Raw genomic sequence first — 25356 nt, 5'->3', positions numbered from 1 at the left:
TGTATCCACTCCGCGTGATATCTCCCCAAAAGTAGCTCAACCGAGTGCGGATGCCGCCCCCTTGAACACGAGTCCGGCTCCCAGGGCCAGGACGACGAACGCGGACCCCAGCGGTGCGGTCCTGCGGAGCAGAGCCGCGGCCGGACCGCGGGCCCAGCCGGGGCGCCGGTCCAGGACGCGGTTCATCCCGCTGCCGAGCCTGACCACGGCGAACCCGGCGGCCGTCAGTGTCAGGGCGAGCCCGGCACCGTAGGCGACCACGAGCAGAAGACCGAACCATGCCTGGCCGAGGGCGGCCGCGCCGACCAGGACCACCACGGCGGAGGGGCTGGGCACGAGCCCGCCCGCGAAGCCGAGGAGGATCGTGCCGCGCAGTGTGGGGGCGGTGGGATGGGTGTGGGGGACGCCGCCGTGGGTGTGGGGGACGCCGTGGGTGTGGCCGTGCCCGGGGTCCGGGTCCGGGTCCGGGTGCGGGCGGGCGTCCTCGTGGCCGTGCCCGTGCGCGGTCCCCGCGTGGGAGTGCGCGTGCGCGTGTTCGTGCGCGCCGTGTGGGGACCGGTGCGCGGGCCGGTGGCCGTGGTGGTGCTCATGGGCGTGCGGACGCCCGTCCGCGTGAGCCCGGTTGTGCCAGGCCCGTCGTACGAGCGACGCACCCGCCACCGTCACCAGGAGCCCGCTCGCCAGGCCCAGCCATGCGATCACCGACGGCGCCGCCGCCGAACCCGCCGTGACCAGCAGGCCCAGCGCGACCACGCCCAGGGTGTGGGTGACCGTCACCGACGCGGCCAGGGGCAGCACGTCCCTGAGCCGCGCCCGGCCGCCACGGGCCGCCGCCGTCGCCGCCATCAGGGTCTTTCCGTGGCCCGGGGCGAGCGCGTGCATCGCGCCGAGACCGACCGCGACGACCAGGGCCAGCGCGGCGAAGCCCGGCGTCAGGTCGTGGCGGGCGACCAGATCGTCCAGCGCCCGGGTCCAGCGGTCGGCGCCGCGCGGCAGCACGGCGGCGGCCGGCGCGTCCCGCCGGTCGTCGGCCAGGGCGGGGCCGCCCGGGCGCACGCGCAGGGACGCGCTGACGGTGTCGGCCGGCGAGGAGAGCAACTCCTTCGGATAACCGGTCAGTTCGCGGGACACCGAGGTCGTCGGCACATTCGAGGCGGTGAGCGTCATACGGTCGCCCCGCGCGGTGACCTCCCGCCAGCCGGGCCCGGTGGCCGTGCCCGCGCTGTGGAAGCCCAGGGTGACGGTGCCGCCCCTGGGCAGCGGCGCCGTCAGCCGGCACTCCACGCGCAGCGTGTCCAGCCCCGCCTGGCCGGGGCGCCGCTGCGCGCGGCTCGCACCGACGGCCAGCGCGGCCGGGCGCCCGCCGACGGTGACCGTGCTGCCCGCGGCGGCCTTCTCGCACCGCTGCCGGGCCCACTCGGTCAGGCCCAGCCGCGCGATGTCCGGCTTCGCCTGGGTGGCCGGGATCTCCGCGAGGTCCTCGACGTGGTCGACCCGCAGCCGTCCCGGCGCGGCGACCAGGCCGTCGTACCGGTTGACGGTGAAGTTGCCGAGAGGGTGGGCGCCGGCCTGCCCGGCGGGCACCAGGACGAGCGCGCAGACGGCCGTGAGCACGGCCGCGCCGGAGGCGGCGAGGCGACGGAGGTTCACTTCACCGCCTCCAGCGCCTCACGGGCCGTGCGCGAACCCAGCGGCGAGAAGCCGGCGTTGAGCCTCAGCGCCGCCGTGAGGGTGGCGCGGGCCTGCCGCGGACGACCCGTGGCGCGCTCGATCATGCCGCGGTGGTAGAGGAAGGCCGCGTTGCGGTAACCGGTGGCCGTGGCCTGCCGGGCGTACGGCAGGGCCTCCCGGTCGCGGCCGCTCATGTGCAGGGCCCATGCGAGGGCGTCCGCGGTGTGCACGGTGTGGCGCCGCGCCCACTCGGCGCGGGCCGCCCTCAGCGCGGCCGCCCGGTCGCCGTGGTCGGCGGCGGCGAGCGCCGTGTCGAGGTCGGCGTCGACGCCGTTCGCGCGGGCCAGCGAGACCCAGGCGTCGACGAGGGCGTACTGGTCGTGTGCCCTGGCCCGGTCGCCCTCCTTGCCCCGTGCCTCGTACAGTTCGCCGAGTTCCACCAGGGACTGCGGCAGCGGCGCGCGGTCGACGACCTGCTCCATGCCGCGGATCGCCGCCTCGGTGTCGCCCCGCGCCGCCTGGGCGCGGGCGCGGCCCTCAAGCGCCGGGAGATAGGCGTCGTCGGCTGCCAGCGCGCGGGCGTAGTGGGCGAGGGCGGTGGCGTACTGGCCCTGGCTCCAGGCGAGTTGGCCCAGCGCGGTGGCCACGTACGCGATGTCGCCGCGGCTCGTCGCCGTGCCCAGGGCCTGCTCCAGGACGCGGCGGGCGGTCGTCACGTCGCCGCGCAGCTCGTGGACGTAGGCGTAGCGCGTGAACACGGGGACGCCGGGCCGGCGCGCGTCGGCCAGGTCCGCGGCCTTCGAGGCGTCGGAGTAGCGGCCGAGTTCGACGAGCGCGTCGACACGGGAGGACAGGGCGCGCTCGCTGTACGGGTTCTGCTGCAGGGCCTGGTCCGCGTAGGTGAGGGCGCCGGCGAAGTCGTGCCGGGCCGCGGCGAGGGCGGCGCGGCCGGCGAGCGCGGCGTCGTTGCCCGGGCGCAGCCTCAGCGACCGGTCGAGGGCGCGCTGCGCCTGCGGGTAGCGGGAGGGGTCGCCCTCGGTGCGGGCCTGCTCGACGTAGGCGAGACCGAGCGTCGCCCAGCTGCCGTGGTCCCGTGGCTGGGCGCGGAGATGGGTCTGCAGGGCGCGGATGCCGGAGTCCAGGTCGCCACCGGCGAGCAGGGCGGGCGAGACACCGCCGGGCGTGGCGGCGACCGGGGCCGTGCCGCTGTTCCGCACGGCCCCGACGACCACGGCCCCGGCGGTGAGCGCGACGGCCAACGAGGCGGCCCACAGCCCGAGTTGCAGCGCACGCCAGCGGCGCCCCGACGCGGAGAACCTCCGCAGCGCGACGATCCGCTCGTCGCCGCCGGCCGGCGCGGGCGACGCCGGCTCGCCGGCCGGCTCGGCGCGGGAGCCGGTGCCCGCGGGGGACGGGGTGGCCCGTTCGGCGGTGGAGACGGCCGGCGCGGCGGTCGCGCCGGCCCGTCCGGGACGGCCGGCCGGCTCCGCGGTGGTGGTCGTGTCCGGGATCGTCGTGCCGGCTTGCTCGTGTTCGCCGGCCGGGTCTGCGGTGGTGGCCGTGTTCGTGCCGGGCGCCCCGGTGCCGCTCCCGGGTTCCGAGGTGGAGGCGCTCTCGCCGGGGCCGGGAGCCGGAGCCGTGTCCGCGGCCTTCTCGGCGGACGAGTCGGCGCGCGCGGTCTCCCGCTCGGCTGCGGGCCCCGCCGGCTGGGCCTCCGGGCGGCCGCCGTGCCCGCTCTCCGGCGCGCTTGCGTTCGTACGCGGGGACATGCCCTCTCCTCAATCTCCTGGGCGGAAACGGTCGTCGGGGTGGGGCGGCGCGGCCCGCGCCGTGGGGGATGGGAGGGTACGGGCCGCGCCGGTCGGGGGGACGGGGCCACCGGGGCGGCCCCGTCGCGGGCGGATCAGTACGCCCGGTAGCGGGCGCGCCGGCGCCACCACATCAGCGCGCCGGCGATCAGCAGGAACCCGGCCGCGCCGGCCGCCGCGGAGGCCGCGATCAGCGTGGTGCCGGAGCCGCTCGAACCGGCCGGCACCAGTCCGTCGCCCAGCTGGTTGCGCACGTTGTTCCCGGTGCCCTTCGCCAGCGGGCCGCGCGAGCCCGAGGTCGGCTCGGCCAGGTACGGGAAGGAGTGCCCGAACTTCTTGTCGTTCGCGTCGACCGCGTCGCCCAGGTCGTTCTTCGAGCCGACCAGCTCGCCCTCCACCACCTGGAGCGCCTCGTCGATCACGTCGTCGGTGAGCCGGCGCCCGTTCGGGAAGCCCGCGTTGTCGCCGTCGAGCACGCCGAGCCGCTTCGGGTCGGCGGCAGGCTGGATCGAGGTGTTGAGCCGCAGTTCCTCCGCCGGCCGTACGTCCGGCGGCTGGTTGAGGCCCTTGACGCCCTTCAGGAAGACGTCCACCAGGTCGTTGCGGGGCTCGGCCGGAGCCTTGATCTTGTAGATCGCCTCGATGAGCTTCGGCAGCTCCGGGTTGGTCACGTTCTTGAGGAACTGCGCGTCGTACCACGGCGCGGACGCGTTGAATTTGTCCTTGTCCTTCTGCGGGTTGACCACCTCGTTGACCAGCGGGTTGCCGAGGCGGGAGACCTGCGTCCAGTCGCCGTGCGCGTCCTTGCGCTGGACCGTCGACCAGATGCCGACCACCGGCTGGTGCGCCGACTCGCGGATCAGGTCGTTCGGCACCTGCAGCGCGAGGGAGTTGACGTTGTACTCCTTCAGCGTGTCCCGGCCGACCTCCGAGAGGTTCCCGCCGTACAGCAGGTCGAAGACGCGCAGGTCGGCGAAGAACGGGTCGTCCGCCTGCCCCGCGAACGTCGTCGCGCCGCCCGCGAGCTTGTGGACGGCCTGGTCGCGGAGCTTGCCGTAGTCCGGCATCGACGCCTTGCCGACGTTCGACGGAGCCACCGGCACATTGTCCGCGATCTTCGTCTTCGCGACGAGCCTCTGCTTGTGCAGCTTGACGAGGTCGATGTCGTAGGTCTGCGTCACGTTGAGGTCGGGGTCGTCGAGGCTGTCCACCGGACCCGTGTTGTAGAGGAACGTGTTCTTGTTCTTGACATGGGTCTTGAACGTGTACCGGAAGACCAGCTCGCCCTGCGCGTCCCCGTCGTTGTCGACGTGGATGTCGTACTGCGCGTCGTCCGCGAACGTGTAGAAGTTGGGGCCGCCCGCCGGCTCCTCGAACGGGACGAAGTTCGCGATGACCGTCGTCGTGTCCGGCTTGTCGGGGCTCACGAACGCGTACAGGTCCGTGTTGTCGTACTGCGGCTGCCCCGAGATCAGCGGAGCCTCCCGGTGGGAGGAGGCGGAGGCCGCCCCCGGTTCCAGCGCGGTCACGCCGGCGGCCGCGAGCCCTCCGGCCGCCAGTGCGCCACAGATGAGGGCCGCGAGACTCCCGCGCCCCACGCTGCTCCTGGAGAAAGGTGTCATGCCGTCCGTCCTCAGTGCCAACTTGCCTGACGCACGGGGATTCGGAGCGGCGGCCGAGGCGGATTGGTCGAACCCGAAAACTCATTTCGTGCCTGCTCGACCCGCGTTTTCGGCAGGCTGATCCGTACCACCGTCCGAGGGCGTGAGCGCTCCGAATGCCACAGTGGAGCAACCGGGCCGTGTGCGGCGGCGGAGAGGGGGATACGAGTGGAGGCGGACGAACTTCTGGTGCTCGTGGCCGGGGGCGACCAGAAGGCATTCGAGGACCTGTACGGACTGGTGTCCGGGCCGGTGTTCGGGCTGGTGCGCCGGGTTGTGCGGGACCCCGCCCAGTCGGAGGAGGTGGCTCAGGAGGTGCTGCTCGAACTGTGGCGTTCCGCCCCGCGGTTCGACCCCGGCCGCGGCAGCGCGCTGTCGTGGATCCTCACCCTGGCCCACCGCCGCGCCGTCGACCGGGTGCGCAGCGCCCGTGCGGCCGGCGAACGCGAGCAGCGCGAGGCCCGGCGCGCCCACCATCCCGCCTTCGACCAGGTCGCCGAGGAGGTGGAGGCGGGCCTGGAACGCGAGTGGGTGCGCCGCTGCCTGGACCGCCTCACCGCGCTGCAGCGCCAGTCCGTCACGCTCGCCTACTACGACGGCTACACGTACCGTGAGGTGGCCGAGCGGCTCAGACTCCCGCTCGGTACGGTCAAGACGAGAATGCGCGACGGACTCACCCGGCTGCGCGAGTGCCTGGGAGGTGCCGCATGAGCGTCTTCTCCCGTCTGCGCCCCGGCGATCTGCACTCGCTCGCCGCCCCCTACGCGCTGGACGCGCTCGAACCCGGCGAACGGCGCCGCTTCGAGAAGCACCTCAAGCACTGCGACCGCTGCGCCGCGGACGTGCGCGCCCTGTCGGAGGACGCCGTCCGCCTCGCCTGGTCCACGACGGCCCCGGCCCCGCCCGGCCTGCGGGACCGAGTGCTGACCGCGGTACGGAACCTCCCGCAGGACCCCGCGCCCGCACCGGACGTGCCCCCCACCCGGGAACCGCACCTGCCGCCGCACGTCTGGGGCACCGCACCGCCGCCCCCGCGCGCCCGTGCGCCCCGGCTGCGCCCTCTCTTCGGCCCGCTCGCCACCGCCACGGCCGCCGCGGCCCTCGTCGTCGCCGCGCTGTTCGCCGTCCAGGCCACGCGCACGCAGGACGAACTCGACGCGGAGCGAGCGCAGGCGCGCCGGATCGCCGCCGTCCTCGCCGCCCCCGACGCCCGTGCCACCGGTGACCGGGACGCCGAGGGGCGAGGGATCGCCGTGGTCGCCTCCGCGTCCGAGGGGCGCGCCGTCGTGACCCTCAGCGGACTGGGCGCACCTCCCCGCGGCCGTGTGCATCAACTCTGGCTCATGCGCCCCGATGTGCAACCACGCTCCCTCGGTCTGTTCCAGGGCGACACGCCCCTGGTCGCGAGCGGGATCGGCAGGTCCGCGACGTCACTGGCCGTGACCGTGGAACCCGGCGGCGGCTCACCACAGCCCACCGGCCAGCCAGTTGTCCAACTCGCCCTGCGCTCCGTCGGATTCGGTGAGTAGTCGTCAACGCCCTGACGGCTCAGGTGAATCCTGCGCCCGCGATACACGAGTGCCACGAGGGAGCGATAGGGTTACTCTGCCCGGGCCGGGTGGACTCGTACGGGTGGGGAGTGACATGGAACGGATAACAGTGCGCAGCAGGGCGAGGGTCCCTGCGATCACCTGCGGGAGCAGCGCGACCAGTTCGCGCCTCGACCGCCATCTCTCGGTGCTTGCCGGCCCCGCCGTCCCGCAGCGTGAGACGGTCGAGGCGACCTCGCTGATGCGTGAGCTGACCGCACGTGACACCGCGCACGACCGCAGTGGCAGGGGGGCCCGCATGCGCGGGGTCTCGCTGTTCGCGCCGCTGCGCCGTCTGCGCCGTTCGCTGTTCGGCGGGCGCTGAGCGACACCGGCGTTCCGCCCGACGCCCGACAGGCGGGCGTTCCGCAAGGAGCCCGCGCTCAGGCGGCCACACCGTCCCGGCGCAGCGCTGCGATCTCGTCGTCCGTCATCCCCACGGCACGCAGCAGCGCCTCGGTGTGCTCTCCGAGCGCGGGCACCTCCCCCATCCGCGCCTCGTCCCCGCCCGGCAGCGTGATCGGCGGCAGCAGTGCCCGCAGCGGCCCCACCGGCGTCCCCACCTCCCGCCACCGTTCCCGGGCCGCCAGCTGAGGGTGCGCCGCCACCTCCCGCACGTCCCTGAGGCGTGCGCACGCGATGCCGGCGGCCTCCAGCCGGGCCACGGCCTCATCCGTGCCGAGCGCTCCCAGCGCCTCGGCGACCAGGGTGTCCGTGTCCTCCCGGTGGGCGACGCGCGCGGCGTTCGTCGCGTACGCCGGGTCGGTTCCCCACTCGGGGCGGCCGAGGACCTGCGCGGCGAGCCGCCGCCACTCCCGGTCGTTCTGCACGGACAGCAGCACCCGCCCGCCGTCCGCCGTGGGATAGGCGTCGTAGGGCGCGATGACGGCGTGCGCCAGGCCCGTGCGCGCCGGGGGAGTGCCGTCGTGCATCACATGGTGCAGCGGATGTCCCATCCACTCGGCGAGCGCCTCCAGCATGGAGATCTCGACCGGCCCGCCGCGTCCGGTCGTGCCCCGCCGGACGAGCGCCGCCAGCACCCCCGAGAACGCGTACATGGCCGCCGCGATGTCGGCCGCCGGGATCCCCGCCTTCACCGGCTGCCGCGGCGTCCCGGTGACCGACACCAGCCCCGCCTCGCACTGCACGAGCATGTCGTACGCCCGCTTGTCCGCGTACGGCCCCGACGGCCCGTAGCCCGAGATGTCCACCGCGATCAGCCGCGGATGGGCCGCGCACAACGTGGCCGCGTCCAGGCCGAGACGGGCGGCGGCGCCGTGGGCGAGGTTCTGCACGAAGACGTCCGCGTCCGAGACCAGCCGCCGTACCACGTCCAGCCCGCGGGGGTCCTTGAGGTCCAGGGCGATCGACTCCTTGCCGCGGTTGCACCACACGAAGTGCGAGGCCAGCCCGCGGGCGGCGGTGTCGTAGCCGCGGGCGAAGTCACCGCCGTCCACCCGCTCGACCTTGATCACGCGGGCGCCGAGGTCGGCGAGCTGCCGGGTCGCGAACGGTGCGGCGACGGCCTGCTCGACGGCGACGACGGTGATGCCCTCCAGGGGCAGCGGAAGAGGAGCCATGGGATGGATCATGTCCCGAGGGTGACGCCCTTGTCAGCGGGCGGCGTCACACGTGGGTGTCATGGACGGCCGGCGTCCGCCCCGCCGGTCCCGCGGGGCCGTGGTCCTAGACCAGCGCGAACTGCCCCTCGGGGCCCTCTTCGCGGTGGTCCAGCACCGACGCGGGGCGGCGTGCGGCGTCCGGTACCGGCAGCACACCCGCCGTGCGCAGGTCGCCGGCCGTCACCGGCGCGGTCACGGTCAGGCCGGCCTGCCGCGGACGCAGCTCCGCCAGCAGGGCCAGGACGGTGATCAGCTCCAGCAGCTCCGAGGTCCACGGCTGCGGCCAGGCGGCCGGGCGGATCGCCGCCAGGGTGCCCGGCTCGGCCCGGGCGGTCCGGGCCGCGAACCACTCCTCCAGCACCCGCAGGCCGCCCGACTCGAAGTCCCAGGCGGCGGGCGGCACCGGCGAGATGCGGCCCTCCCCGAGGTGGAGGGTCTCCTCGTCGGCGTCGTAGTGGAGGGAGGGCGGGACGGGCGGCAACGGGGCGCGGACATACGGGCGTCGACCGCCGGGAAGCTTGGGGCGTTCGCCGTCGCGGCGCATCAGCCAGAGCATGCGGTGGCCCAGCTCGACGCCCTCCGTCCACAGCGCGGCGTCCTCGGTGAGCGGGACGAGCGGAGCCTCGGGCCCGGGGCGCGCCGCGGCCAGGATCCAGGCGAGGAGGTCCACCGGGGCCGGGGTCAGGCCCAGCCGGGCCTCCAGATGCGCCAGCAGTCCGGGTGCCAGATTGGGCTCCTCGCCGCCGGGGCGGCGGAACAGCGGGCGGATGCGGCCGGAGCGGAGCGCGGGCATCAGCGACGTCGCGATCAGGAGGGGCTCGCGGGAGCCGGGGGCGGCGCCCGTCTCCACGGCGAAGACCTGGTGCCCGTCCGCCACCCGCCACAGCTCCGGCCGTGCCGCGTCGATCAGACGGTGGTCGGGGATCAGCCACTGCTCGTCGAACGGCGCGTGCAGCACACGCACGGGCTCCGGGCAGGGGCCCGAGGCGCGGATCAGCCGCTCGGTGCCGCACGGGTGGCCCGGCAGCTGCCCGACCGCCGAGTGCAGCGTACGGGCGCGGGTCGGCGCGAACAGGGCCTCCCGGGCGGGGCCTTCGGCCTTCACGAAGGCGTCCCAGCGGGCCTTCAGGGAGGCCGCGTCGGGCGCCGACGGCCAGGCGCGGCCCGGCCGCAGGGGGGCGACGGACCACGGCATGAGGTCCGCCAGCAGCGGAGCGTCGTCGTGCGTCACGCCGGGCATCGTACGACGGGGTCAGGTGGCCTCGAGGGTGACCGTGAAGGAGAAGCGGTCCCCGCGGTAGTGGATCACCGCCACATCGAGGGGCCGCCCGCCGGAGTCGTAGGTGACACCCGTGTAGTGCAGGATCGGGCTGAGCAGCGGGACGTGCAGCAGCCGTGCCGTCTCCGGGTCCGCGAGCCGGGCCTCCACGGTGTCCGTGATGCGGCTGATGTCCGCGCCCACCACGTCCCGCAGCACCTTGGTCATCGGCCAGCGGACCAGGTCGCCGGGGACGATGCGCCCGGCCAGCTCCGGGCGGACGTAGTTGCGGGCGTGGTTGGTCGGCTCGCCCGTCTTCTCGTCGCTGCGCAGCCGGTGGTACGTCGCCACCTCGGCGAGGTCCGGGAAGTGCTCGGCGAGTCCGGGCGGCACCGGCGCCCGGCCGTGGTCCAGCAGTTCGGTCGTCATGCCGGACTGCTGGGCCACGATGGCGTCCACCGAGCCGAGGAGCCGGACCGGGGCGCCCCTGCGCGCGCTGGGCTCGATGAACGTGCCGCGCCGGCGGTGGCGCGTGATCAGCCCCTCGTCCTCCAGCTCCTTCAGCGCCTGCCGCATGGTCAGCACGCTCACCCCGTAGTGCCCCGCCAACTGCTCCTCGGTGGGCAGACGCAGCGGGTCCCGGGGGGAGCGGCCGAGTATCGAGGCGCGCAGCGACTGCGACACCTGATACCAGAGCGGCAGCTTTCGGTTCAGGACGATCGAGTCCGGGGCGAATGAGGTCACGGGGCTATCCGTACCGGTCGGCGGCGCTCAGTGCAACGGGCGGAAGTGACGTTCGAGGCCCCGCCACACGTCGTCGTACCCGCGTTGCAGGTGCTCGGCCCGCACCGCGTGCGGCGTGAGGGTCACCGGCCAGCGCGTCTCGAACATGAAGGCCAGCCCGTCGTCCACCTTCTGCGGGCTCAGCTCGGCGGCGCTCGCCTTCTCGAACGTCTCCCGGTCCGGACCGTGCGCCGACATCATGTTGTGCAGTGAGCCGCCGCCGGGCACGAAGCCCTCCGCCTTGGCGTCGTAGGCGCCCTCGACGAGGCCCATGTACTCGCTCATCACGTTCCGGTGGAAGTAGGGCGGCCGGAAGGTGTCCTCGCCCACCAGCCAGCGGGGCGCGAAGACGACGAAGTCGATGCCCGCCAGGCCGGGGGTGTCGCTCGGCGAGGTCAGCACCGTGAAGATCGACGGGTCCGGGTGGTCGTAGCTGATGCTGCCGATCACATTGAACCGGCGCAGGTCGTAGAGGTACGGCACATGGTTGCCGTGCCAGGCGACGACATCGAGCGGCGAGTGGTCATAGGTCGCCGTCCAGAGGTTGCCGCAGAACTTGTTGACCACCTCGACCGGGCCCTCGACGTCCTCGTACGCCGCGACCGGTGCCTGGAAGTCCCGGGCGGCCGCCAGCCCGTTGGCGCCGATCGGGCCGAGGTCGGGGAGGCGGAAGGGGGCGCCGTAGTTTTCGCACACATAGCCCCGCGCCGTGTCGTCGAGCAGCGTCACCCGGAAGCGGACGCCGCGGGGGACCAGCGCCACATGGCCGGGCTCCGCGTGCAGCATCCCGAACTCGGTGTGCAGCAGCAGCCCGCCGCGCTCGGGGACGATCAGCAGCTCGCCGTCGGCGTCGCTGAACACGCGCTCCATGGACGCGTTGGCGTGGTAGAGGTGCACGGCCATGCCGGCGCGCTGGGTGGCGTCGCCGTTGCCGCCGACCGTCCACAGGGCGGCCAGGAAGTCCGTCCCCGCCGGGGGCTCGGGCAGCGGGTCCCAGCGCAGCCGGTTGGGGTCGGGCACCGTCTGCGTGAACGGTGCCGAGCGGAGCGTGCCGTTGCCCGTGCGGGTGAAGGCCGGGTGCGCCGCCGAGGGGCGGATGCGGTACAGCCACGAACGGCGGTTGTGCGCGCGCGGTTCGGTGAACGCCGTACCGCTCAGCTGCTCCGCGTACAGCCCGAGCGGTGCGCGCTGCGGTGAGTTGCGGCCCTCGGGCAGCGCGCCCGGGACCGCCTCCGAGCTGTGCTCGTTGCCGAAACCGGAGAGATACGACAGTCCCTCCGCGGTCTTCCTCGCCTCGTCCCCGCTCATCACCGCTCCCTTGTCACTGATTCCTATGCATCACCGTAGGATTCGGGGCGGCGCGTGCGCAAGGGGGCGGTGGAGCGGAGGGAGGCGTTCCGGGACCGTCGTGCGGAGGACGCGGGAACCAGCCTCCAGACGGATCCGGCCGTCGGCCGGGTGCCCTACGCTCGCCGGCATGTCGTGGACGCGCGGACTGCTCGCCGCGCTCGCGGTGGGTGCCCTGCTCGGCGGCTCGGCCGGCTGCGGCTCGGGCGACGCGCACGAGCGGAAGGGCGGGATGACGGCCTCGCCGGTGGGCAAGGTGCTGAAGGACACGGACGAGGAAGGGCGGCACTACCGTGAAGTCGACAAGACGGGCGCGCCCCGGGTGGCGGTTGTGGTCGAGCCGGACTCCGGCGGTGGCTGGGACGTGCGGCTGACGGTCCGCGCCTTCCGCTTCTCGCCCGCCGGCGCCCCGCCGGTGGCCGTGGCCGGCCGCGGCCTCGCCCGGCTCTACCTGGACGGCCACTCGCTGGTGCGGCTGCGCGCCCCCGACTACCACCTCCCCGGCCGGCTGGTGCCGCGCGGTACGCACCATGTGACGGCCCGGCTGTACGCGGACGACGAGACGGTGTGGGCGGTGGACGGCAGGGCGGTCGAGGGCACGGCCGACATCACGGCGTCGGGCATGGAGACCACGGTGAGCCGGTGAGCCGGTGAGCCCGGAGAGTCGGTGAGCCCGCCGGTGAGCGCCTGACCGGGTTCCGGATGGGGCGGCGTGACTCTGAGTGGTTCCGGCGACTCGCTCGGTGAGTGGCCGGGCCGATCCTTTCCGTACAGCCGGGCGAGGTTCACCGGCCCCCGGCGGAAAGGCATCATGAAACCCGTGCCCCACGCGACATCGCTGCGCCGCGCGCCCGTACAACGCCGTAGCGCGGAACGACTGACCAGAATCCTCGACGCCTGCGCCGATCTGCTCGACGAGGTCGGCTACGACGCCCTGAGCACCCGGGCCGTGGCCCTGCGGGCGGGCGTGCCCATCGGATCCGTGTACCGCTTCTTCGGCAACAAGCGGGCGATGGCCGACGCCCTCGCCGAACGCAACCTGGAGCGCTACACCGAGCGCGTGGTCCGGCGGCTGACGGAGGCGGGGGGCGAGGGCGGCTGGCGCGAGGCCATGGACGTGGTCCTGGACGAGTACCTCGACATGAAGCGCACGGCGCCCGGGTTCGCCCTCGTGGACTTCGGCAACCAGATCCCCGTCGGCGTCCGCCATTCCGAGCCCAACCGGCGCGTCGCCGACCGCCTCATGGACCTCCTGTCCGGTTACCTCGACCGCGCACCGGACGAGGACCTGCGCCGCACGTTCCTGATCGCGGTGGAAACGGCCGACACCCTCATACAGCTGGCCTTCCGGGTGGACCCCGAGGGCGATGAGAAGATCGTCGACGAGATGCGCGGCCTTCTGCGGGCGTACATGGAGCGGGCGCTGGACTGACCGCGCCCCGGGCGGCCCCGGCCCGCCGGCCCAGGGTCCTCGCGGATCTCCGGAGTACGGGCCGGCCGCAACCCCTCCCCTCCGTGCGTACCGGTCGGTATGCTCCCCCTTGTTCGTGCGCCCTGCCGCCGCCACGCCTCCGGGAGGACCCGTGTCCCGCACCGCCCTGCGTATCTGCCCGCTCTGCGAGGCCACCTGCGGGCTGACGCTGACCCTTGAGGGCACCCGTGTCACCGGCGCCCGCGGCGACCGTGACGATGTGTTCAGCAAGGGGTTCGTCTGCCCCAAGGGCGCCTCCTTCGGGGCCGCCGACTCCGATCCGGACCGGCTGCGCGCACCCCTCGTGCGCCGGGACGGGGAACTGTGCGAGGCCACCTGGGAGGAGGCGTTCGACGCCGTCGCCGCGGGACTGCGGCCCGTCGTGGAGCGGCACGGACCCCATGCCGTCGGGGTCGTCCTCGGCAACCCGAACGTGCACACCATGGCCGGCGCCCTCTACCCACCGCTCCTGCTCGCGGGTCTGCGCACCCACAGCGTGTTCACGGCATCCACGCTGGACCAGATGCCCAAGCACGTCTCCAGCGGGCTGCTGTACGGAGACGCGGGCGCCATCCCCGTGCCCGACCTCGACCGCACCGGCCACCTCCTGCTCATCGGCGCCAACCCGCTGGAGTCCAACGGGAGTCTGTGCACGGCGCCCGACTTCCCCGGAAAGCTGAAGGCGCTCAGGGCCCGCGGCGGCACCCTCACCGTGATCGATCCGCGCCGCACCCGTACCGCCCGGCTCGCGGACCGGCACATCGCGATCCGTCCCGGCACCGACGCCCTGCTGCTCGCGGCAATGGTGCACGTCCTCTTCGAGGAGGACCTCGTCGACCTCGGGGACCTCGCCCCGCATGTGCAGGGGATCGGGGACCTGGCCGCGGAGGCACGCCACTTCACCCCCGAGGCCGCCTCCGCGGCGTGCGGCGTCGAGGCGGACACCATCCGCGGCCTCGCCCGCGCGCTCGCGGCAGCGCCCACCGCCGCCGTCTACGCACGCATCGGCACGTGCACCGTTCCGCACGGCACCCTGGCCAGCTGGCTCGTCGACGTGCTCAACATCCTCACCGGCAACCTCGACCGGCCCGGCGGCGTTCTCTTCCCGCTGTCGGCCACCGGCAGATCCCCGCGCCCCGCCGGGCCCGGCCGCGGCTTCGCGCTCGGGCGGTGGCACTCGCGGGTGCGCCGGCACCCCGAGGCCAAGGGGGAGCTGCCGATCGCCGCGCTCGCCGAGGAGATCGACACCGCCACCGACGAGGGCAGCCCGGTGCGCGCCGTCATCGCCGTCGCCGCCAACCCCGTGCTCTCCGCGCCGGACGGAGACCGGCTCGACAAGGCGCTCGGCTCGCTCGACTTCATGGTCAGCGTCGACCCGTACCTCAACGAGACCTCACGCCACGCGCACGTCGTGCTGCCGCCGCCCCCGCCCTCCCAGGCCGCCCACTTCGACTTCGCCTTCAACTCCCTGGCCGTGCGCAACCAGGTCCGCTACACCCGCGCCGCCGTCCCGCCGGAGCCGGGCCGCATGGCGGAGACCGAGATCCACGCGCGGCTGATCCTCGCCGCGACGGGCCTGCACGGCGCCGATCCGGACACCGTGGACGCCATGGTCGTCGAGCAGACCCTCGGCAGGGCCGTCACCGAGGCGCACTCACCGGTCCACGGCCGCGATCCGCGCGAACTGGCCGCCCGCCTCGGCGGCGAGAACGGTCCCGAGCGGCGGCTCGACATGATGCTGCGCCTCGGCCCGTACGGCGACGGGTTCGGTGCCCGGCCCGACGGGCTCACCCTGGAGAAGCTGCTCGCCCATCCGCACGGGATCGACCTCGGCCCGCTCGGTCCCCGCCTGCCGCAGCCGCTGAAGACCCCCAGCGGCAAGGTGGAGCTGCTGCCGGGACCGATCGCGGACGACCTGCCGCGCCTGAGGCGGGCCCTGGGCGAGCGCGCCGCCGGGCTCGTGCTCGTCGGGCGGCGCCATCTGCGCTCCAACAACAGCTGGCTGCACAACGTGCCCGCGCTGACCGGCGGTTCCAACCGCTGCACCCTGCACATCCACCCCGATGACGCCGAGCGGCTCGGGCTCGCCGACGGCGCGCAGGTACGGGTCGGGGGCGCCGGGGGAGCGGTGACCGCGCCCGTCGAGGTCACCGACGGCATCCTGCCCGGCGTGGTCAGTCTTCCGCACGGCTGGGGCCACGACCGGCCCGGCACCCGGATGCGCCATGCCGCCCTGTTCCCCGGCGTCAACGTCAACCAGCTCCTCGACGGCAGCCTGCTCGACCCCCTGTCGGGCAACGCGGTCCTCAACGGCATACCCGTCGAACTGACCCCGGTGGCCACGAACTGAACCGAAGCGTCCGCTTTCTCACCGTGCGAGACCGGACGCCCGATCGTGTCACGTCCCTTCCCCCGGGCGCGTGCCGTCCGTTAACTTCCGTGACCCACGGTCCCGTACGACCCGCACGGGACGGCCGGCCGCGCAGCACCAGCGGTTCCTGTGAGCCCCGGGGACACCCATGACACGTGCCATCTCCCTGCACCAGGTCAGCAAGTCCTACACACGCGGCGTCCGCGTGGTGGAGCGGTTGTCGCTGGACATCCGCCCCGGCGAATTCCTCGTCCTGCTCGGCCCGTCCGGCTGCGGCAAGTCGACCGTGCTGAGGATGATCGCCGGACTGGAGGAGGCGAGCGAGGGCGAGATACGGCTCGACGGCGAGTACGCCAACGATCTGCCGCCCTCCGCACGGGACATCGCGATGGTCTTCCAGAACTTCGCCCTCTACCCGAACATGACCAGCCGCGACAACATCGGCTTCCCGCTGCGCATCGAGAACCCCGGCGAGGACCCCCGCCCCCGCGTGGACGCCACGGCCCGCATGCTCGGCATCGAGGAACTCCTCGGCCGCTTCCCCGCCCAGCTCTCCGGCGGCGAGCGGCAGCGCGTCGCCATGGGCCGGGCGATCGCCCGCCACCCGTCCGCGTTCCTGATGGACGAGCCGCTCTCCAACCTCGACGCCAAGCTCCGCAACCACCTGCGGGCCGAGATCTCCCGCCTCACCCGGGAACTGGGCGTCACCACCGTCTACGTCACCCACGACCAGGCCGAGGCCATGTCCCTCGGCGACCGGGTCGCGGTGCTGCGCGGCGGTGTGCTGCAGCAGCTCGGCACCCCGCGCACGGTCTACGGGCTGCCCGAGAACGTCTTCGTCGCGGCCTTCATCGGCACTCCGCGCATCAATCTGCTGCGCGGGGTCGTCCGTGCCCCGCTCGACGGCGCCATGTCGATCAGCCTCGGCCGCCAGTGCCTGCGGCTGCCCGAACCCCTCAGCCCCGACCACCAGTTGCTGCGGGTGCAGCAGGGCCGTGAGGTGATCGTCGGGCTGCGGTCGGAGGCGGTGCGCATCGCCCCGGCCGCCGCCGCCCGGCCCCGGGAGGTGGCGATCAGCGGGCTCGTCGAGCACGTCGAGTTCCAGGGGCACGAGGTCCTGGTCCACTTCGACACCGGCTCGCGGCCCGCGGTCGTACCGGAGCTGGAGGCACCGCGCCCGGCCCGGCCCGTCCGGCGCCGCCGCCGCGAGGGCACCGTGCTGGACCGGCTGCGGGAGCGCACGGGCGCCCTGCGGGCCGGCCCGGTCGTGGTCCTGGACCGTCCGGCGCAGGCGGAACCCGGCCCCGTCGAGCCGGCGTCCGAGCCGGGCCGCCTGCCCGGCGACCTGGTCGTGCGGACGACCCCCGACATCGAGCTGCGCCACGGGATGCAGGTCCCCCTGCTGGTCGACCTCGCCCATCTGTTCGTCTTCGACCAGCACGGCCAGCGCGTCTGCCCGGCGCCGGCGCACCTGCCGGATCTGGAGGAGTGAGCCCACCGCCGGCCGCGCGGCCGGACGCGGCACCCCGCCCGGCCGGCGGCGGCCCGGCCCGGGCCCGTCGCCGGCCGCACGGGGCCCGCCGGGTCAGCCGGGTCAGCCGTACGGCAGTCTCAGGACCGATGTGTCGCCGGTGCCGAGGGTGCTGGGGCTGCTGCCGAGCGCGTTCCAGACGGTGGCCTGTACGGTTCCGCCCTTCAGGTCGCAGGGCGTGCCGCTTGCCGAGAGGAGTCCTGCCGCGGCGGTGTAGTGCTCCCACCCGGGGAGCGGGTCGGTGGCGAAGTACCGGTAGGTCTCCACCCGGTCCCAGCTTCCGTCTCCGGTGCAGTCGTACGAGAGCCGGAGCTGGACGGCGTTGCCGATGGCCGGGCCGGCGTCGACGGCGAGGTCGAAGGCGGTGGCGTCGCCGTTGCGGGTGAGGTCGAGTCCGGTGGCGGTGAGCGTGAGCGGTCTGTAGGGGCTGCCGTCGTGGTTGGTTCCGTCGGCGGACGCCACGGTGGCGTTCCCGGCGGCCTGTGTGCCGCCCGTCAGGCTCCCGTCGCTCTGCAGGTACAGCGTCGACGAGGATCCCGGGCCGCCCGTGGGCGACGGGGATCCGGTGGGCGACGGGGATCCGGTGGGCGACGGGGATCCGGTGGGCGACGGGGATCCGGTGGGCGACGGGGACCCGGTGGGCGACGGGGACCCGGAACCGCTCGGGCCGGGCAGCGGACCGCCCGGCGCCCCGCCGCCGCTCCAGGTGAGGGCCCCGGAGGCGACCGTCCTGCCCGCCGGCACCTGCACCGTGGTCCCGTCGGAGAAGTGCACGGTGGTGTCGGCGGATGTGGTGTTGGCGGCGACATACGTGCGCGCGTCGTTCTTCACGAACACCGCGGTCAGCGGTGTGTCGGCCGTGACGGTGGTGTCCACGGTGCCGAGTGCCGCCAGATTGCGGATCCAGTGGAAGGTGTGGGCCTTGCTCTCCCCCTCCTCGGAGGTGAAGCCGGCGTGGGAACGGAAGGCGTCCAGGGCCGCGCCGCCGTCGCCGAGCGCCAGGTACTCGTACCAGATGTCCGTCCAGACGGTGGGCTGGGTCTTGCCGCTCTGGTCGAGCATCTCCTGGTAGTCGGCCCGGACGTACGCCGGGTCGTACCCGAGGTAGAGGTGCCCGCCGGTCACCGGCAGCAGATTGATGCCCTGGATCTGCTCCGGGGCGCTGGAGAACCAGGTCGCGTAGGCTCCGCCGTTGCCCCAGACCATGCCGACCTGCCGGTGCGGGAACGTGCTCGGGTAGATCTCGTCGCGGGTGTCGAACCAGTAGTCCTGAACGGCAGCGGCCTGCGTGGTGTACATGTAGATGCCGGCGTCCCGCACGGCCCTGTTCCCGGTCGCGATCCCCCACTGGATGAGGGCGTTGTCGAAGTTCATCCCCTCCGACGAGGACTCCTGGTTGTTGCCCGCGGCGAACGAGCCGTGGCCGGAGGCCCAGTCGTGGCCGCCGTAGATGTCGAAGTCGCGCAGGTAGGGGAAGCGCGTGTCCGCGCGGTCGTAGTTGTCGGCGTCACGGATGAGCAGATCGACCATGCCGCCGTAGTGGGCGGCGTCGGCCCAGGTGGGGTCGAACCTGGCGAGGGTCGCCGCCGCGGCGATGTAGTAGCCGTAGTGGAAGTGGTGGTCGTTCAGCTCCTGGTCGGATCCGTAGGAGGCCGGGTAGCCGATCAGGGTGCCCCACTTCTCGTCCAGGTAGAACAGATGGCCCGTCTCGTCCGGGGAGGCGGTGAACCAGTCCGTGAGCCTGGACCTGATCGCGGCGAGCGCGGCGTCGCGCACCTCGGTGTTGCCGGTCTGGTCGGCGATCTCCGCCAGGCGCGCGGCGCGTCCCAGGCCCTTGCCGGTCCAGTAGGTGTCGTCGCTCTTCTGCCGGGTCGGATCGGCCTTCTCGGCGTTGAGGTACTCCTGCAGCGTGGTGGCGTCGGCTCCGGAGCTGTCGGCGACCGCCGGCACCTCGGGCAGCACCCCGTGGAAGACCATCGACGTGGTGAAGGAGGCGATGCCGGTGAGCACCTTCAACGGGCCCCGTGCCGAGACGTAGGTCTGGGGCAGGGGGCTCTCGTCCGTGAGGTGGCGCCACTGGTGCGGCAGCAGGGCCGTGACCGTGCCCGTCTGTGATCCCTCCAGGGCGGTGGTCGTGAAGCGGTAGGTCGTGGTGACGGTGCTGTCCGCCTCGTCGTACCGGTAGGAGACGGCCGTCCCGGTGACGTGGTCGTGGGCGTACGCGGCGTACTCGGCCGCGAGCGCGGCCCGCTCGGACGCCGGGGTGGACGGCGTGGTCGGCAGCACGGCGACCGAGAAGTAGTCCTTGCCCGCGAGTGAGGACGTGAGGGCGGAGCCGCTCACCGACCAGGTGGCGCCGGCCGGGGCGAAGGCGACGTAGTCGTGTCCGTTGACGGTGTAGCCGACCGCCGGGCCGGAGCGGGACCACACATCGACCGTCGCGCCGGAAGCCGCCTGGATCCGGGCATCGCCGCCGGCCGCCCGGAAGTAGGCGAACGGCAGACCGGAGCCTATGGTCGCCCGCAGGGTGCGGGCTCCGTCGCTGAAGTAGGGGCTGACGGTCCAGTCGCTCCAGTCGTCGACCTTCACCTCGGGTGCCGCGAGGCCCAGGACGCCGACGACGAAGTCCTCCTTGTAGTCGAAGTGGTACTCGCCCACGCCCTTGGCGCCGCCGGAGACCGACGGCGTGGTGCTGTAGGAGACGCCCAGTCCGCCCGACTGGGCCCGGAAACCGAGAGGCTGGGCGAAGAGCGGCTCTCCGTAGGCGCAGTTGGTGCGCTTCCACAGGATGGAGGACCACCAGTCGTTGGTGGGCACGGCTCCCGACGGGGCGCGGGCCGTCACCCAGTGGCGCGGATTGGTCGACAGGTCGGCGCAGCCCGACGGCAGCGGACCGGGAGCCTGGGTGGTGTAGCTGCCCTGGCCCACCGTGTCGGCCCCGGCCGTCCGGGGGTTGAGCACCATCAGGACGGCGCCGAGAAGGGCCGCGACGAGGCCGATCGTTCCCGCGCGCCGGCCTGACACGGCCCACGCGCTGCGCAAGCGGCGGTCCGCACGGGGAGGTTGATCGCTGTCTCTGAACATCCGGGGTCTCCTGTGGTGGGGTCGCACACGCACGGCGTGCGAGGGAGGAGGGACGTGCATACAGCTTGAGAGCGCTCTCGTGACCTGGAGGCTAGGGAGGTCTCCCCGGGCCGTCAACACACTGTGCAACGGACCTTCACCGGAAGGTCGCGCACGGAGAGGCGGAAGTGGTGGTCGATGCGAGACGACGGATGGCGCCGCTCGCCTTCGTGTCTCGGTGCGGTGGATGAACGTCCTTCTGAGAGCGCTCTCAGACCTGGCGCGGCAAAACTAACACCGCTAGTTTGGTCTCGATCGCCCGTACGGGGGCGCGGACGACGCCGCCCGGCCCAGGAGGAAGACGATGCAGGCACACGACGGCATGTACATCGACGGCGCGTGGCGCGCGGCCACGGGCCCGGACGTGATCGAGGTCGTGAACCCGGTCGACGAACAGGTCATCGGCCGTGTCCCCGCGGGCACCGTCGAGGACATCGACGCCGCGGTGCGGGCGGCCCGTGCCGCGCTGCCCGCCTGGGCGGCCACCGCGCCGGCCGAACGCGCCGCGCGCCTGACGGCCCTGCGGGACGCGCTCGTCGCCCGCAAGGACGAGATCGCCGGGACCGTGACGGCCGAGTTGGGCTCGCCGCTTTCGTTCTCGCAGTCCGTCCATGTGGGCCTGCCGATCCTGATCGCGGGCTCGTACGCCGAACTGGCCGCGACGCACGCCTTCCAGGAGGACGCCGGCAACTCCGTGATCCACCACGAGCCGGTCGGCGTCGTGGGCGCCATCACTCCCTGGAACTACCCGCTCCACCAGATCGTCGCCAAGGTCGCCCCGGCGCTCGCGGCGGGCTGCACGGTCGTCCTCAAGCCCGCCGAGGACACCCCGCTGACCGCCCAGTCGTTCGCGGAGGCGGTGCACGAGGCGGGCGTTCCGGCCGGCGTGTTCAACCTGGTCACCGGCCTCGGCCCGGTCGCCGGCCAGGCCCTCGCCGAGCACGAGGGCGTCGACATGGTCTCCTTCACCGGCTCCACGGCGGTGGGCAGGCGGATCGGCGCGACGGCCGGGGCCGCGGTGAAGAAGGTCGCCCTGGAACTGGGCGGCAAGTCCGCGAACGTCATCCTGCCGAGCGCGGACCTCGCCAAGGCGGTGAACGTCGGCGTCGCCAACGTCATGTCCAACTCCGGCCAGACCTGCAGCGCGTGGACGCGCATGCTGGTGCACCGGGACCGGTACGAGGAGGCGGTCGGGCTCGCCGCGGCGGCCGCCGGGAAGTACGGGGACCGCATCGGCCCGGTGGTGAACGCCAAGCAGCAGGCGCGCGTGCGCGGGTACATCGAGAAGGGCGTGGCGGAGGGCGCCCGGCTGGTCGCCGGCGGCCCGGAATCCCCGCACGAGCGTGGCTACTTCGTGCAGCCCACCGTCTTCGCCGACGTGACCCCCGAGATGACCATCGCCCAGGAGGAGATCTTCGGACCGGTGCTCTCGATCCTGCGCTACGAGGACGAGGAGGACGCCCTGCGGATCGCGAACGGCACGGTGTACGGGCTCGCCGGCGCCGTCTGGGCGGGCGACGACGCGGAGGCGGTCGCCTTCGCACGGAAGCTGGAGACCGGGCAGGTCGACATCAACGGCGGGCGCTTCAACCCCCTTGCTCCGTTCGGCGGCTACAAGCAGTCCGGGGTGGGCCGCGAGCTGGGCGCGCACGGGCTCGCCGAGTACCTCCAGACCAAGTCCCTCCAGTTCCAGGAGCGTTAGCCAGATGATCCGTGCCGCTGTCCTGCCCGCCGTCGGTGCCCCGCTGGAGGTCACCGGGATCGAGCTGCCCGAGCCGGGCCCCGGCCGGGTCCGGGTCCGGCTGGCCGCCGCCGGGGTCTGCCACTCCGACCTGTCCCTGTCCGACGGCACCATGCGGGTGCCGGTGCCCGCCGTCCTCGGCCACGAGGGGGCGGGGACGGTGGTGTCCGTGGGGGAGGGCGTCACCCATGTCGCGCCCGGCGACGGGGTCGTCCTCAACTGGGCGCCGTCCTGCGGGAGCTGCCACGCCTGCGCGCTGGGCGAGGTGTGGCTGTGCGCCGAGGCGCTGACCGGGGCCGGCGACGTGTACGCCCGCCGCGCCGACGACGGCACGGATCTGCATCCCGGTCTGAACGTGGCCGCGTTCGCCGAGGAGACGGTGGTGGCGGCGTCCTGTGTGCTGCCGGTGCCGAACGGGGTGCCGCTCACCGACGCGGCCCTGCTGGGCTGCGCGGTGCTCACGGGCTACGGGGCCGTGCACCACGCGGCGCGGGTACGGCCGGGGGAGACGGTGGCCGTGTTCGGCGCCGGCGGGGTGGGCCTCGCGACGCTCCAGTCGGCACGGATCGCGGGCGCGGAGCGCATCATCGCCGTGGACGTGTCCCCGGACAAGGAGGAACTGGCGCGGCGGGCGGGAGCGACCGACTTCGTCCTCGCCTCCGACGCCACGGCCCGCGAGATCCGCGCCCTCACGGACAAGCAGGGGGCCGATGTGGCGGTGGAGTGCGTGGGACGCGCGGTCAGCATCCGTGCGGCCTGGGACTGCACGCGCCGCGGCGGCCGTACGACGGTCGTCGGCATCGGCGGCAAGGACCAGCAGGTCGTGTTCAACGCCCTGGAGATCTTCCACTGGGGGCGCACCCTCTCGGGCTGCGTCTACGGCAACTGCGACCCGGCGCGCGACCTGCCCGCGCTGGGTGAGCACATCGTGGCCGGCCGCCTCGACCTGGGCGCCCTGGTGACGGAGCGGATCTCCCTGGAGGGCATCCCCGCGGCGTTCGAGAACATGCGGGCGGGGAAGGGCGGCCGCGCGCTGGTGGTCTTCTAGGAGGCCGCACCGCGCTGCCGCGCCGCGCTGCGACCGTGACTGCGGCCGGTCCGCGCTGCCGCGCCGCGCTGCGACCGCGATTGCGGCTGGTCCGCGCCGCGCCGCGCCGCGCCGCGCTGCCGCGCCGCGCTGCGACCGTGACTGCGGCTGGTCCGCGCCGCGCCGCACCGCGCTGCCGCGCCGCGCTGCGACCGTGACTGCGGCCGGTCCGCGCCGCCGCGCCGCGCCGCGACCGTGACTGTGGCCGGTCCGGGTGGCCGGGGTCCACGGTGCGCCCGCGTCCCTCTTCGCCTACCGGTGCGGGCAGGACCCGGCGATCGCCGTCGTCCGCGTCAGGGCTCCGGCGTCAGGTGCCCCGGCGGTCAGGTGCCCCGGCGGTCAGGGCGGCGCGTACGCGCTGAGCGTGCGCACCTCAGGCCCGTTCGCGCTCGGGCCGTTGCCGCGGAGCCGGCCCCCCGGCCGCGGCCCCGCGCCGGAGCGACGCGGCGCGCGGCCGCGACCGGGACACCGCCACCCCGGCCAGGCACAGCAGGCCGCCCCCGAGCGTCAGCGGCCCCGGCACCTCGTCGAGGAACAGCCACGACATCAGGACCACCAGCGCGGGCACGGCGTACGTCGTCGCGCCCATCCGGCTCGCGGTCGTGCGGGCCAGGGCGTACGCCCACGTCGTGAAGGCGAGCGCGGTCGGGAAGACGCCCAGGTAGAGCATGTTGAGCGTCGCGGGCAGCGGCGCGCGGGCGGCGTCGTGCACCAGCTGCCCGGCGAACGGCAGACACGCGACGGCACCGACGAGGCACCCGAACGTCGTCACCTGCAGCGCGCTCGCCGCGGCCAGGGCCGGCTTCTGCGCGACGACCCCGAACGAGTAGGCGGTCGCGGCGAGGACGCAGAGCACGACCCCGAGGACCGAGGACCCGCCCCCGCCGGACATCGACAGCCCCACGGCGACCGCCCCGGCGAACGACACCGCCATTCCCGTCAGGAGCCGGGGCGGCATGGCGTCGCCGAGCAGTCGCGCGCTCAGCAGCGCGATCAGGATCGGCCCGATGTTGACCACCAGCGCGGCCGTCCCCGCGTCCACCTGCTGCTCGGCCCAGTTGAGCGCGACCATGTAGAACCCGAACCACAGCACACCGGATATCGCGATGCCCCGCCACGCGGTACGGGGCGGCAGCCCCTCCCGCCGCACGGTCCACAGCAGCCCGAGCGCGACCGCCCCGGACAGCAGGCGCCCCAGGGCCAGCGCGCCCGGCGCGTAGGCGGAGCCCGCGCTGCGGATCGACACGAAGGCGGAGGCCCAGAGCACCACGGTGACCGTGGCCGCGCCCGCGGCGAGCAGATCGGCGCGACGGGCGGAACGGGGCGAGGAGGCGTTCATCATGCTCCACAGGCTAGGAACGGGGCGGATCGAGGGCTTGCGGTTTTGCGACGTCGAGAGGGGGAGCGCCGTACGGCAGGGGCAGGGGCAGGGGCAGGGGCAGGGGCAGGGGCAGGAGGTGCCCCCGGACCGTGAGCCTGCCGCCGGGATCAGCGCAGTGCCGCCGCCTCGATGCCGAGGAGCTCGGCCAGCGAGCGTTCGCCCGCCGCCGTGACCTTCACGGCACGCTCGGAGCCGATGCGTACGCACCAGCCCGCGTCCAGGGCGTGCCGGCACAGGGCCGCGCCCGCCACGCCCGCGAGATGGTGGCGGCGCTCGGTCCAGTCGAGGCAGGCACGGGCCAGTGGGCGGCGGCTCCCGCGGTCGAGCGTGATGCCGGCGGCGTCGAACCACCGCAGGCCCGCGTCCGTGAGCGCGAAACCCGTGTCCCGGCGCAGCAGTCCGCGCGCCGCCAGCGCGTCGGTGACGGCGATGCCGAGCCTCCCCCACTGCCTGAAGGGCGTGGGAGGTGCCCCCAGGCGAGATGGTCGTAGCAGGTGCGCCCGCGGGCCATGGCGCCCCCGGCGCTCGACTCCCGCAAGGTGCGGGGCCGCAGCGCCGCGGGATCGGGCGCGGTCTGCGCGGCCAGATCCTCCACGAGCTGGGCGACCCGCGCGCCGGCCAGCCGCACGTACCGGTGCCGGCCCTGCCGCTCCTCGGCCAGCAGCCCGCCGGCGACGAGCTTGCCCAGGTGTTCGCTCAGTGTCGACGGCGCGACGCCCGCGTGCCGCGCCAGCTCACCCGCGGTCCACGCCCGTCCGTCGAGCAGTGCCAGCAGACAGGCGGCCTGCGTCTCGTCGGCGATCAGGCCGGCGAACGCCGCGAGGCCGGGCGCCTGACGGTCCCGGGCCCGCGTCCGGCCCCTGTTCCCGGTGGTCATGCCTCCCAGCATGGGGCACGCATGCTTCGGCGCCC

General features: G+C 74.1%; 18 protein-coding genes and 1 pseudogene. 9 read left to right on the top strand and 10 right to left on the bottom strand.

Annotated elements, in window-relative coordinates; genetic code table 11:
- Positions 1-36: 36 nt before the first annotated feature.
- The 3 genes from ACZ79I_RS07610 to ACZ79I_RS07600 all read right to left on the bottom strand — a co-directional run bounded on the left by ACZ79I_RS07610 (position 37) and on the right by ACZ79I_RS07600 (position 5101).
- Positions 37-1650: a nickel transporter gene (locus ACZ79I_RS07610; protein WP_471495364.1), complete on the bottom strand. Its 1614-nt coding sequence runs from the start codon at positions 1648-1650 to the stop codon at positions 37-39.
- A complete protein-coding gene (locus ACZ79I_RS07605) occupies positions 1647-3440 on the bottom strand; it encodes a tetratricopeptide repeat protein (protein ID WP_471495362.1) in 1794 nt (597 codons plus the stop codon). Before ACZ79I_RS07605 ends, ACZ79I_RS07610 begins: the two co-directional genes overlap by 4 nt.
- A 134-nt stretch (positions 3441-3574) precedes the next feature.
- Positions 3575-5101 carry a DUF4331 domain-containing protein gene (locus ACZ79I_RS07600; protein ID WP_471495360.1) on the bottom strand — a complete coding sequence of 509 codons (1527 nt, stop codon included), beginning with the start codon at positions 5099-5101 and terminating at the stop codon, positions 3575-3577.
- Between the two features lie 207 nt (positions 5102-5308).
- On the opposite strand from ACZ79I_RS07600, the gene ACZ79I_RS07595 reads away from it, so the two are divergent.
- The 3 genes from ACZ79I_RS07595 (at position 5309) to ACZ79I_RS07585 (ending at position 7054) form a co-directional block, all read left to right on the top strand.
- Positions 5309-5851 carry a sigma-70 family RNA polymerase sigma factor gene (locus ACZ79I_RS07595; RefSeq protein WP_471495358.1) on the top strand — a complete coding sequence of 181 codons (543 nt, stop codon included), beginning with the start codon at positions 5309-5311 and terminating at the stop codon, positions 5849-5851.
- Positions 5848-6669 (top strand): anti-sigma factor, encoded by an 822-nt coding sequence (locus tag ACZ79I_RS07590; protein ID WP_471495356.1) that lies wholly within the window; start codon positions 5848-5850, stop codon positions 6667-6669. The genes ACZ79I_RS07595 and ACZ79I_RS07590 overlap by 4 nt, the downstream gene beginning before the upstream one ends.
- A 115-nt stretch (positions 6670-6784) precedes the next feature.
- Positions 6785-7054 carry a hypothetical protein gene (locus tag ACZ79I_RS07585; RefSeq protein ID WP_471495354.1) on the top strand — a complete coding sequence of 90 codons (270 nt, stop codon included), beginning with the start codon at positions 6785-6787 and terminating at the stop codon, positions 7052-7054.
- 58 nt (positions 7055-7112) lie between these two features.
- Here ACZ79I_RS07585 and ACZ79I_RS07580 read toward each other — a convergent pair whose 3' ends face one another.
- The 4 genes from ACZ79I_RS07580 to hmgA all read right to left on the bottom strand — a co-directional run bounded on the left by ACZ79I_RS07580 (position 7113) and on the right by hmgA (position 11700).
- Entirely contained in the window at positions 7113-8321 is a 1209-nt protein-coding gene (locus ACZ79I_RS07580) for a CaiB/BaiF CoA transferase family protein (protein WP_471495352.1), read from the bottom strand.
- A gap of 94 nt (positions 8322-8415) precedes the next feature.
- Positions 8416-9591, bottom strand: coding sequence for a type ISP restriction/modification enzyme (locus tag ACZ79I_RS07575; protein ID WP_471495350.1), 1176 nt, complete (start codon positions 9589-9591; stop codon positions 8416-8418).
- A 12-nt stretch (positions 9592-9603) separates the two neighbouring features.
- Positions 9604-10353 carry a GntR family transcriptional regulator gene (locus ACZ79I_RS07570; RefSeq protein ID WP_471495348.1) on the bottom strand — a complete coding sequence of 250 codons (750 nt, stop codon included), beginning with the start codon at positions 10351-10353 and terminating at the stop codon, positions 9604-9606.
- Between the two features lie 27 nt (positions 10354-10380).
- Positions 10381-11700 (bottom strand): homogentisate 1,2-dioxygenase, encoded by a 1320-nt coding sequence (hmgA, locus tag ACZ79I_RS07565; RefSeq protein ID WP_471495346.1) that lies wholly within the window; start codon positions 11698-11700, stop codon positions 10381-10383.
- A 169-nt stretch (positions 11701-11869) separates the two neighbouring features.
- On the opposite strand from hmgA, the gene ACZ79I_RS07560 reads away from it, so the two are divergent.
- The 4 genes from ACZ79I_RS07560 to ACZ79I_RS07545 all read left to right on the top strand — a co-directional run bounded on the left by ACZ79I_RS07560 (position 11870) and on the right by ACZ79I_RS07545 (position 17073).
- On the top strand, positions 11870-12385 hold the full coding sequence (locus ACZ79I_RS07560; RefSeq protein ID WP_471495344.1) for a hypothetical protein: 516 nt from the start codon (positions 11870-11872) through the stop codon (positions 12383-12385).
- A gap of 165 nt (positions 12386-12550) precedes the next feature.
- The gene (locus tag ACZ79I_RS07555) at positions 12551-13171 is read left to right on the top strand and encodes a TetR/AcrR family transcriptional regulator (protein WP_471495342.1); all 621 of its coding nucleotides are present in this window, start codon (positions 12551-12553) and stop codon (positions 13169-13171) included.
- Between the two features lie 151 nt (positions 13172-13322).
- Positions 13323-15560, top strand: a complete 2238-nt coding sequence (locus tag ACZ79I_RS07550; RefSeq protein ID WP_471495340.1) for a molybdopterin oxidoreductase family protein — start codon at positions 13323-13325, stop codon at positions 15558-15560.
- 169 nt (positions 15561-15729) lie between these two features.
- Complete coding sequence (locus tag ACZ79I_RS07545) at positions 15730-17073, top strand: ABC transporter ATP-binding protein (RefSeq protein WP_471495338.1); 1344 nt, start codon at positions 15730-15732, stop codon at positions 17071-17073.
- A gap of 102 nt (positions 17074-17175) precedes the next feature.
- Here ACZ79I_RS07545 and ACZ79I_RS07540 read toward each other — a convergent pair whose 3' ends face one another.
- Entirely contained in the window at positions 17176-20136 is a 2961-nt protein-coding gene (locus tag ACZ79I_RS07540) for a glycosyl hydrolase (protein ID WP_471495336.1), read from the bottom strand.
- A 403-nt stretch (positions 20137-20539) separates the two neighbouring features.
- Here ACZ79I_RS07540 and ACZ79I_RS07535 point away from each other — a divergent pair, with 403 nt between their 5' ends.
- Positions 20540-21937 carry an aldehyde dehydrogenase family protein gene (locus ACZ79I_RS07535; protein ID WP_471495334.1) on the top strand — a complete coding sequence of 466 codons (1398 nt, stop codon included), beginning with the start codon at positions 20540-20542 and terminating at the stop codon, positions 21935-21937.
- A gap of 4 nt (positions 21938-21941) precedes the next feature.
- Positions 21942-23024, top strand: coding sequence for a Zn-dependent alcohol dehydrogenase (locus ACZ79I_RS07530; RefSeq protein ID WP_471495332.1), 1083 nt, complete (start codon positions 21942-21944; stop codon positions 23022-23024).
- Between the two features lie 412 nt (positions 23025-23436).
- Here ACZ79I_RS07530 and ACZ79I_RS07525 read toward each other — a convergent pair whose 3' ends face one another.
- Positions 23437-24405: a DMT family transporter gene (locus ACZ79I_RS07525; RefSeq protein ID WP_471495330.1), complete on the bottom strand. Its 969-nt coding sequence runs from the start codon at positions 24403-24405 to the stop codon at positions 23437-23439.
- 146 nt (positions 24406-24551) lie between these two features.
- Positions 24552-25333, bottom strand: a pseudogene (locus ACZ79I_RS07520) (ArsR/SmtB family transcription factor).
- Positions 25334-25356 lie beyond the last annotated feature (23 nt).

The organism is Streptomyces sp. PSU-S4-23, from assembly GCF_055632315.1.
Note: the sequence above shows the minus strand (reverse complement) of the source record. Positions and strands in the feature narration are given on the sequence as shown.

Excerpts from the sequence above, each read along its gene's own strand:
- ACZ79I_RS07605 (WP_471495362.1), bottom strand. The coding sequence starts at position 3,440 with ATGTCCCCGCGTACGAACGCAAGCGCGCCGGAGAGCGGGCACGGCGGC.
- ACZ79I_RS07600 (WP_471495360.1), bottom strand. The coding sequence starts at position 5,101 with ATGACACCTTTCTCCAGGAGCAGCGTGGGGCGCGGGAGTCTCGCGGCC.
- ACZ79I_RS07590 (WP_471495356.1), top strand. The coding sequence starts at position 5,848 with ATGAGCGTCTTCTCCCGTCTGCGCCCCGGCGATCTGCACTCGCTCGCC.
- ACZ79I_RS07585 (WP_471495354.1), top strand. The coding sequence starts at position 6,785 with ATGGAACGGATAACAGTGCGCAGCAGGGCGAGGGTCCCTGCGATCACC.
- ACZ79I_RS07580 (WP_471495352.1), bottom strand. The coding sequence starts at position 8,321 with ATGATCCATCCCATGGCTCCTCTTCCGCTGCCCCTGGAGGGCATCACC.
- ACZ79I_RS07575 (WP_471495350.1), bottom strand. The coding sequence starts at position 9,591 with ATGCCCGGCGTGACGCACGACGACGCTCCGCTGCTGGCGGACCTCATG.
- hmgA (WP_471495346.1), bottom strand. The coding sequence starts at position 11,700 with ATGAGCGGGGACGAGGCGAGGAAGACCGCGGAGGGACTGTCGTATCTC.
- ACZ79I_RS07560 (WP_471495344.1), top strand. The coding sequence starts at position 11,870 with ATGTCGTGGACGCGCGGACTGCTCGCCGCGCTCGCGGTGGGTGCCCTG.
- ACZ79I_RS07555 (WP_471495342.1), top strand. The coding sequence starts at position 12,551 with ATGAAACCCGTGCCCCACGCGACATCGCTGCGCCGCGCGCCCGTACAA.
- ACZ79I_RS07545 (WP_471495338.1), top strand. The coding sequence starts at position 15,730 with ATGACACGTGCCATCTCCCTGCACCAGGTCAGCAAGTCCTACACACGC.
- ACZ79I_RS07535 (WP_471495334.1), top strand. The coding sequence starts at position 20,540 with ATGCAGGCACACGACGGCATGTACATCGACGGCGCGTGGCGCGCGGCC.
- ACZ79I_RS07530 (WP_471495332.1), top strand. The coding sequence starts at position 21,942 with ATGATCCGTGCCGCTGTCCTGCCCGCCGTCGGTGCCCCGCTGGAGGTC.
- ACZ79I_RS07525 (WP_471495330.1), bottom strand. The coding sequence starts at position 24,405 with ATGATGAACGCCTCCTCGCCCCGTTCCGCCCGTCGCGCCGATCTGCTC.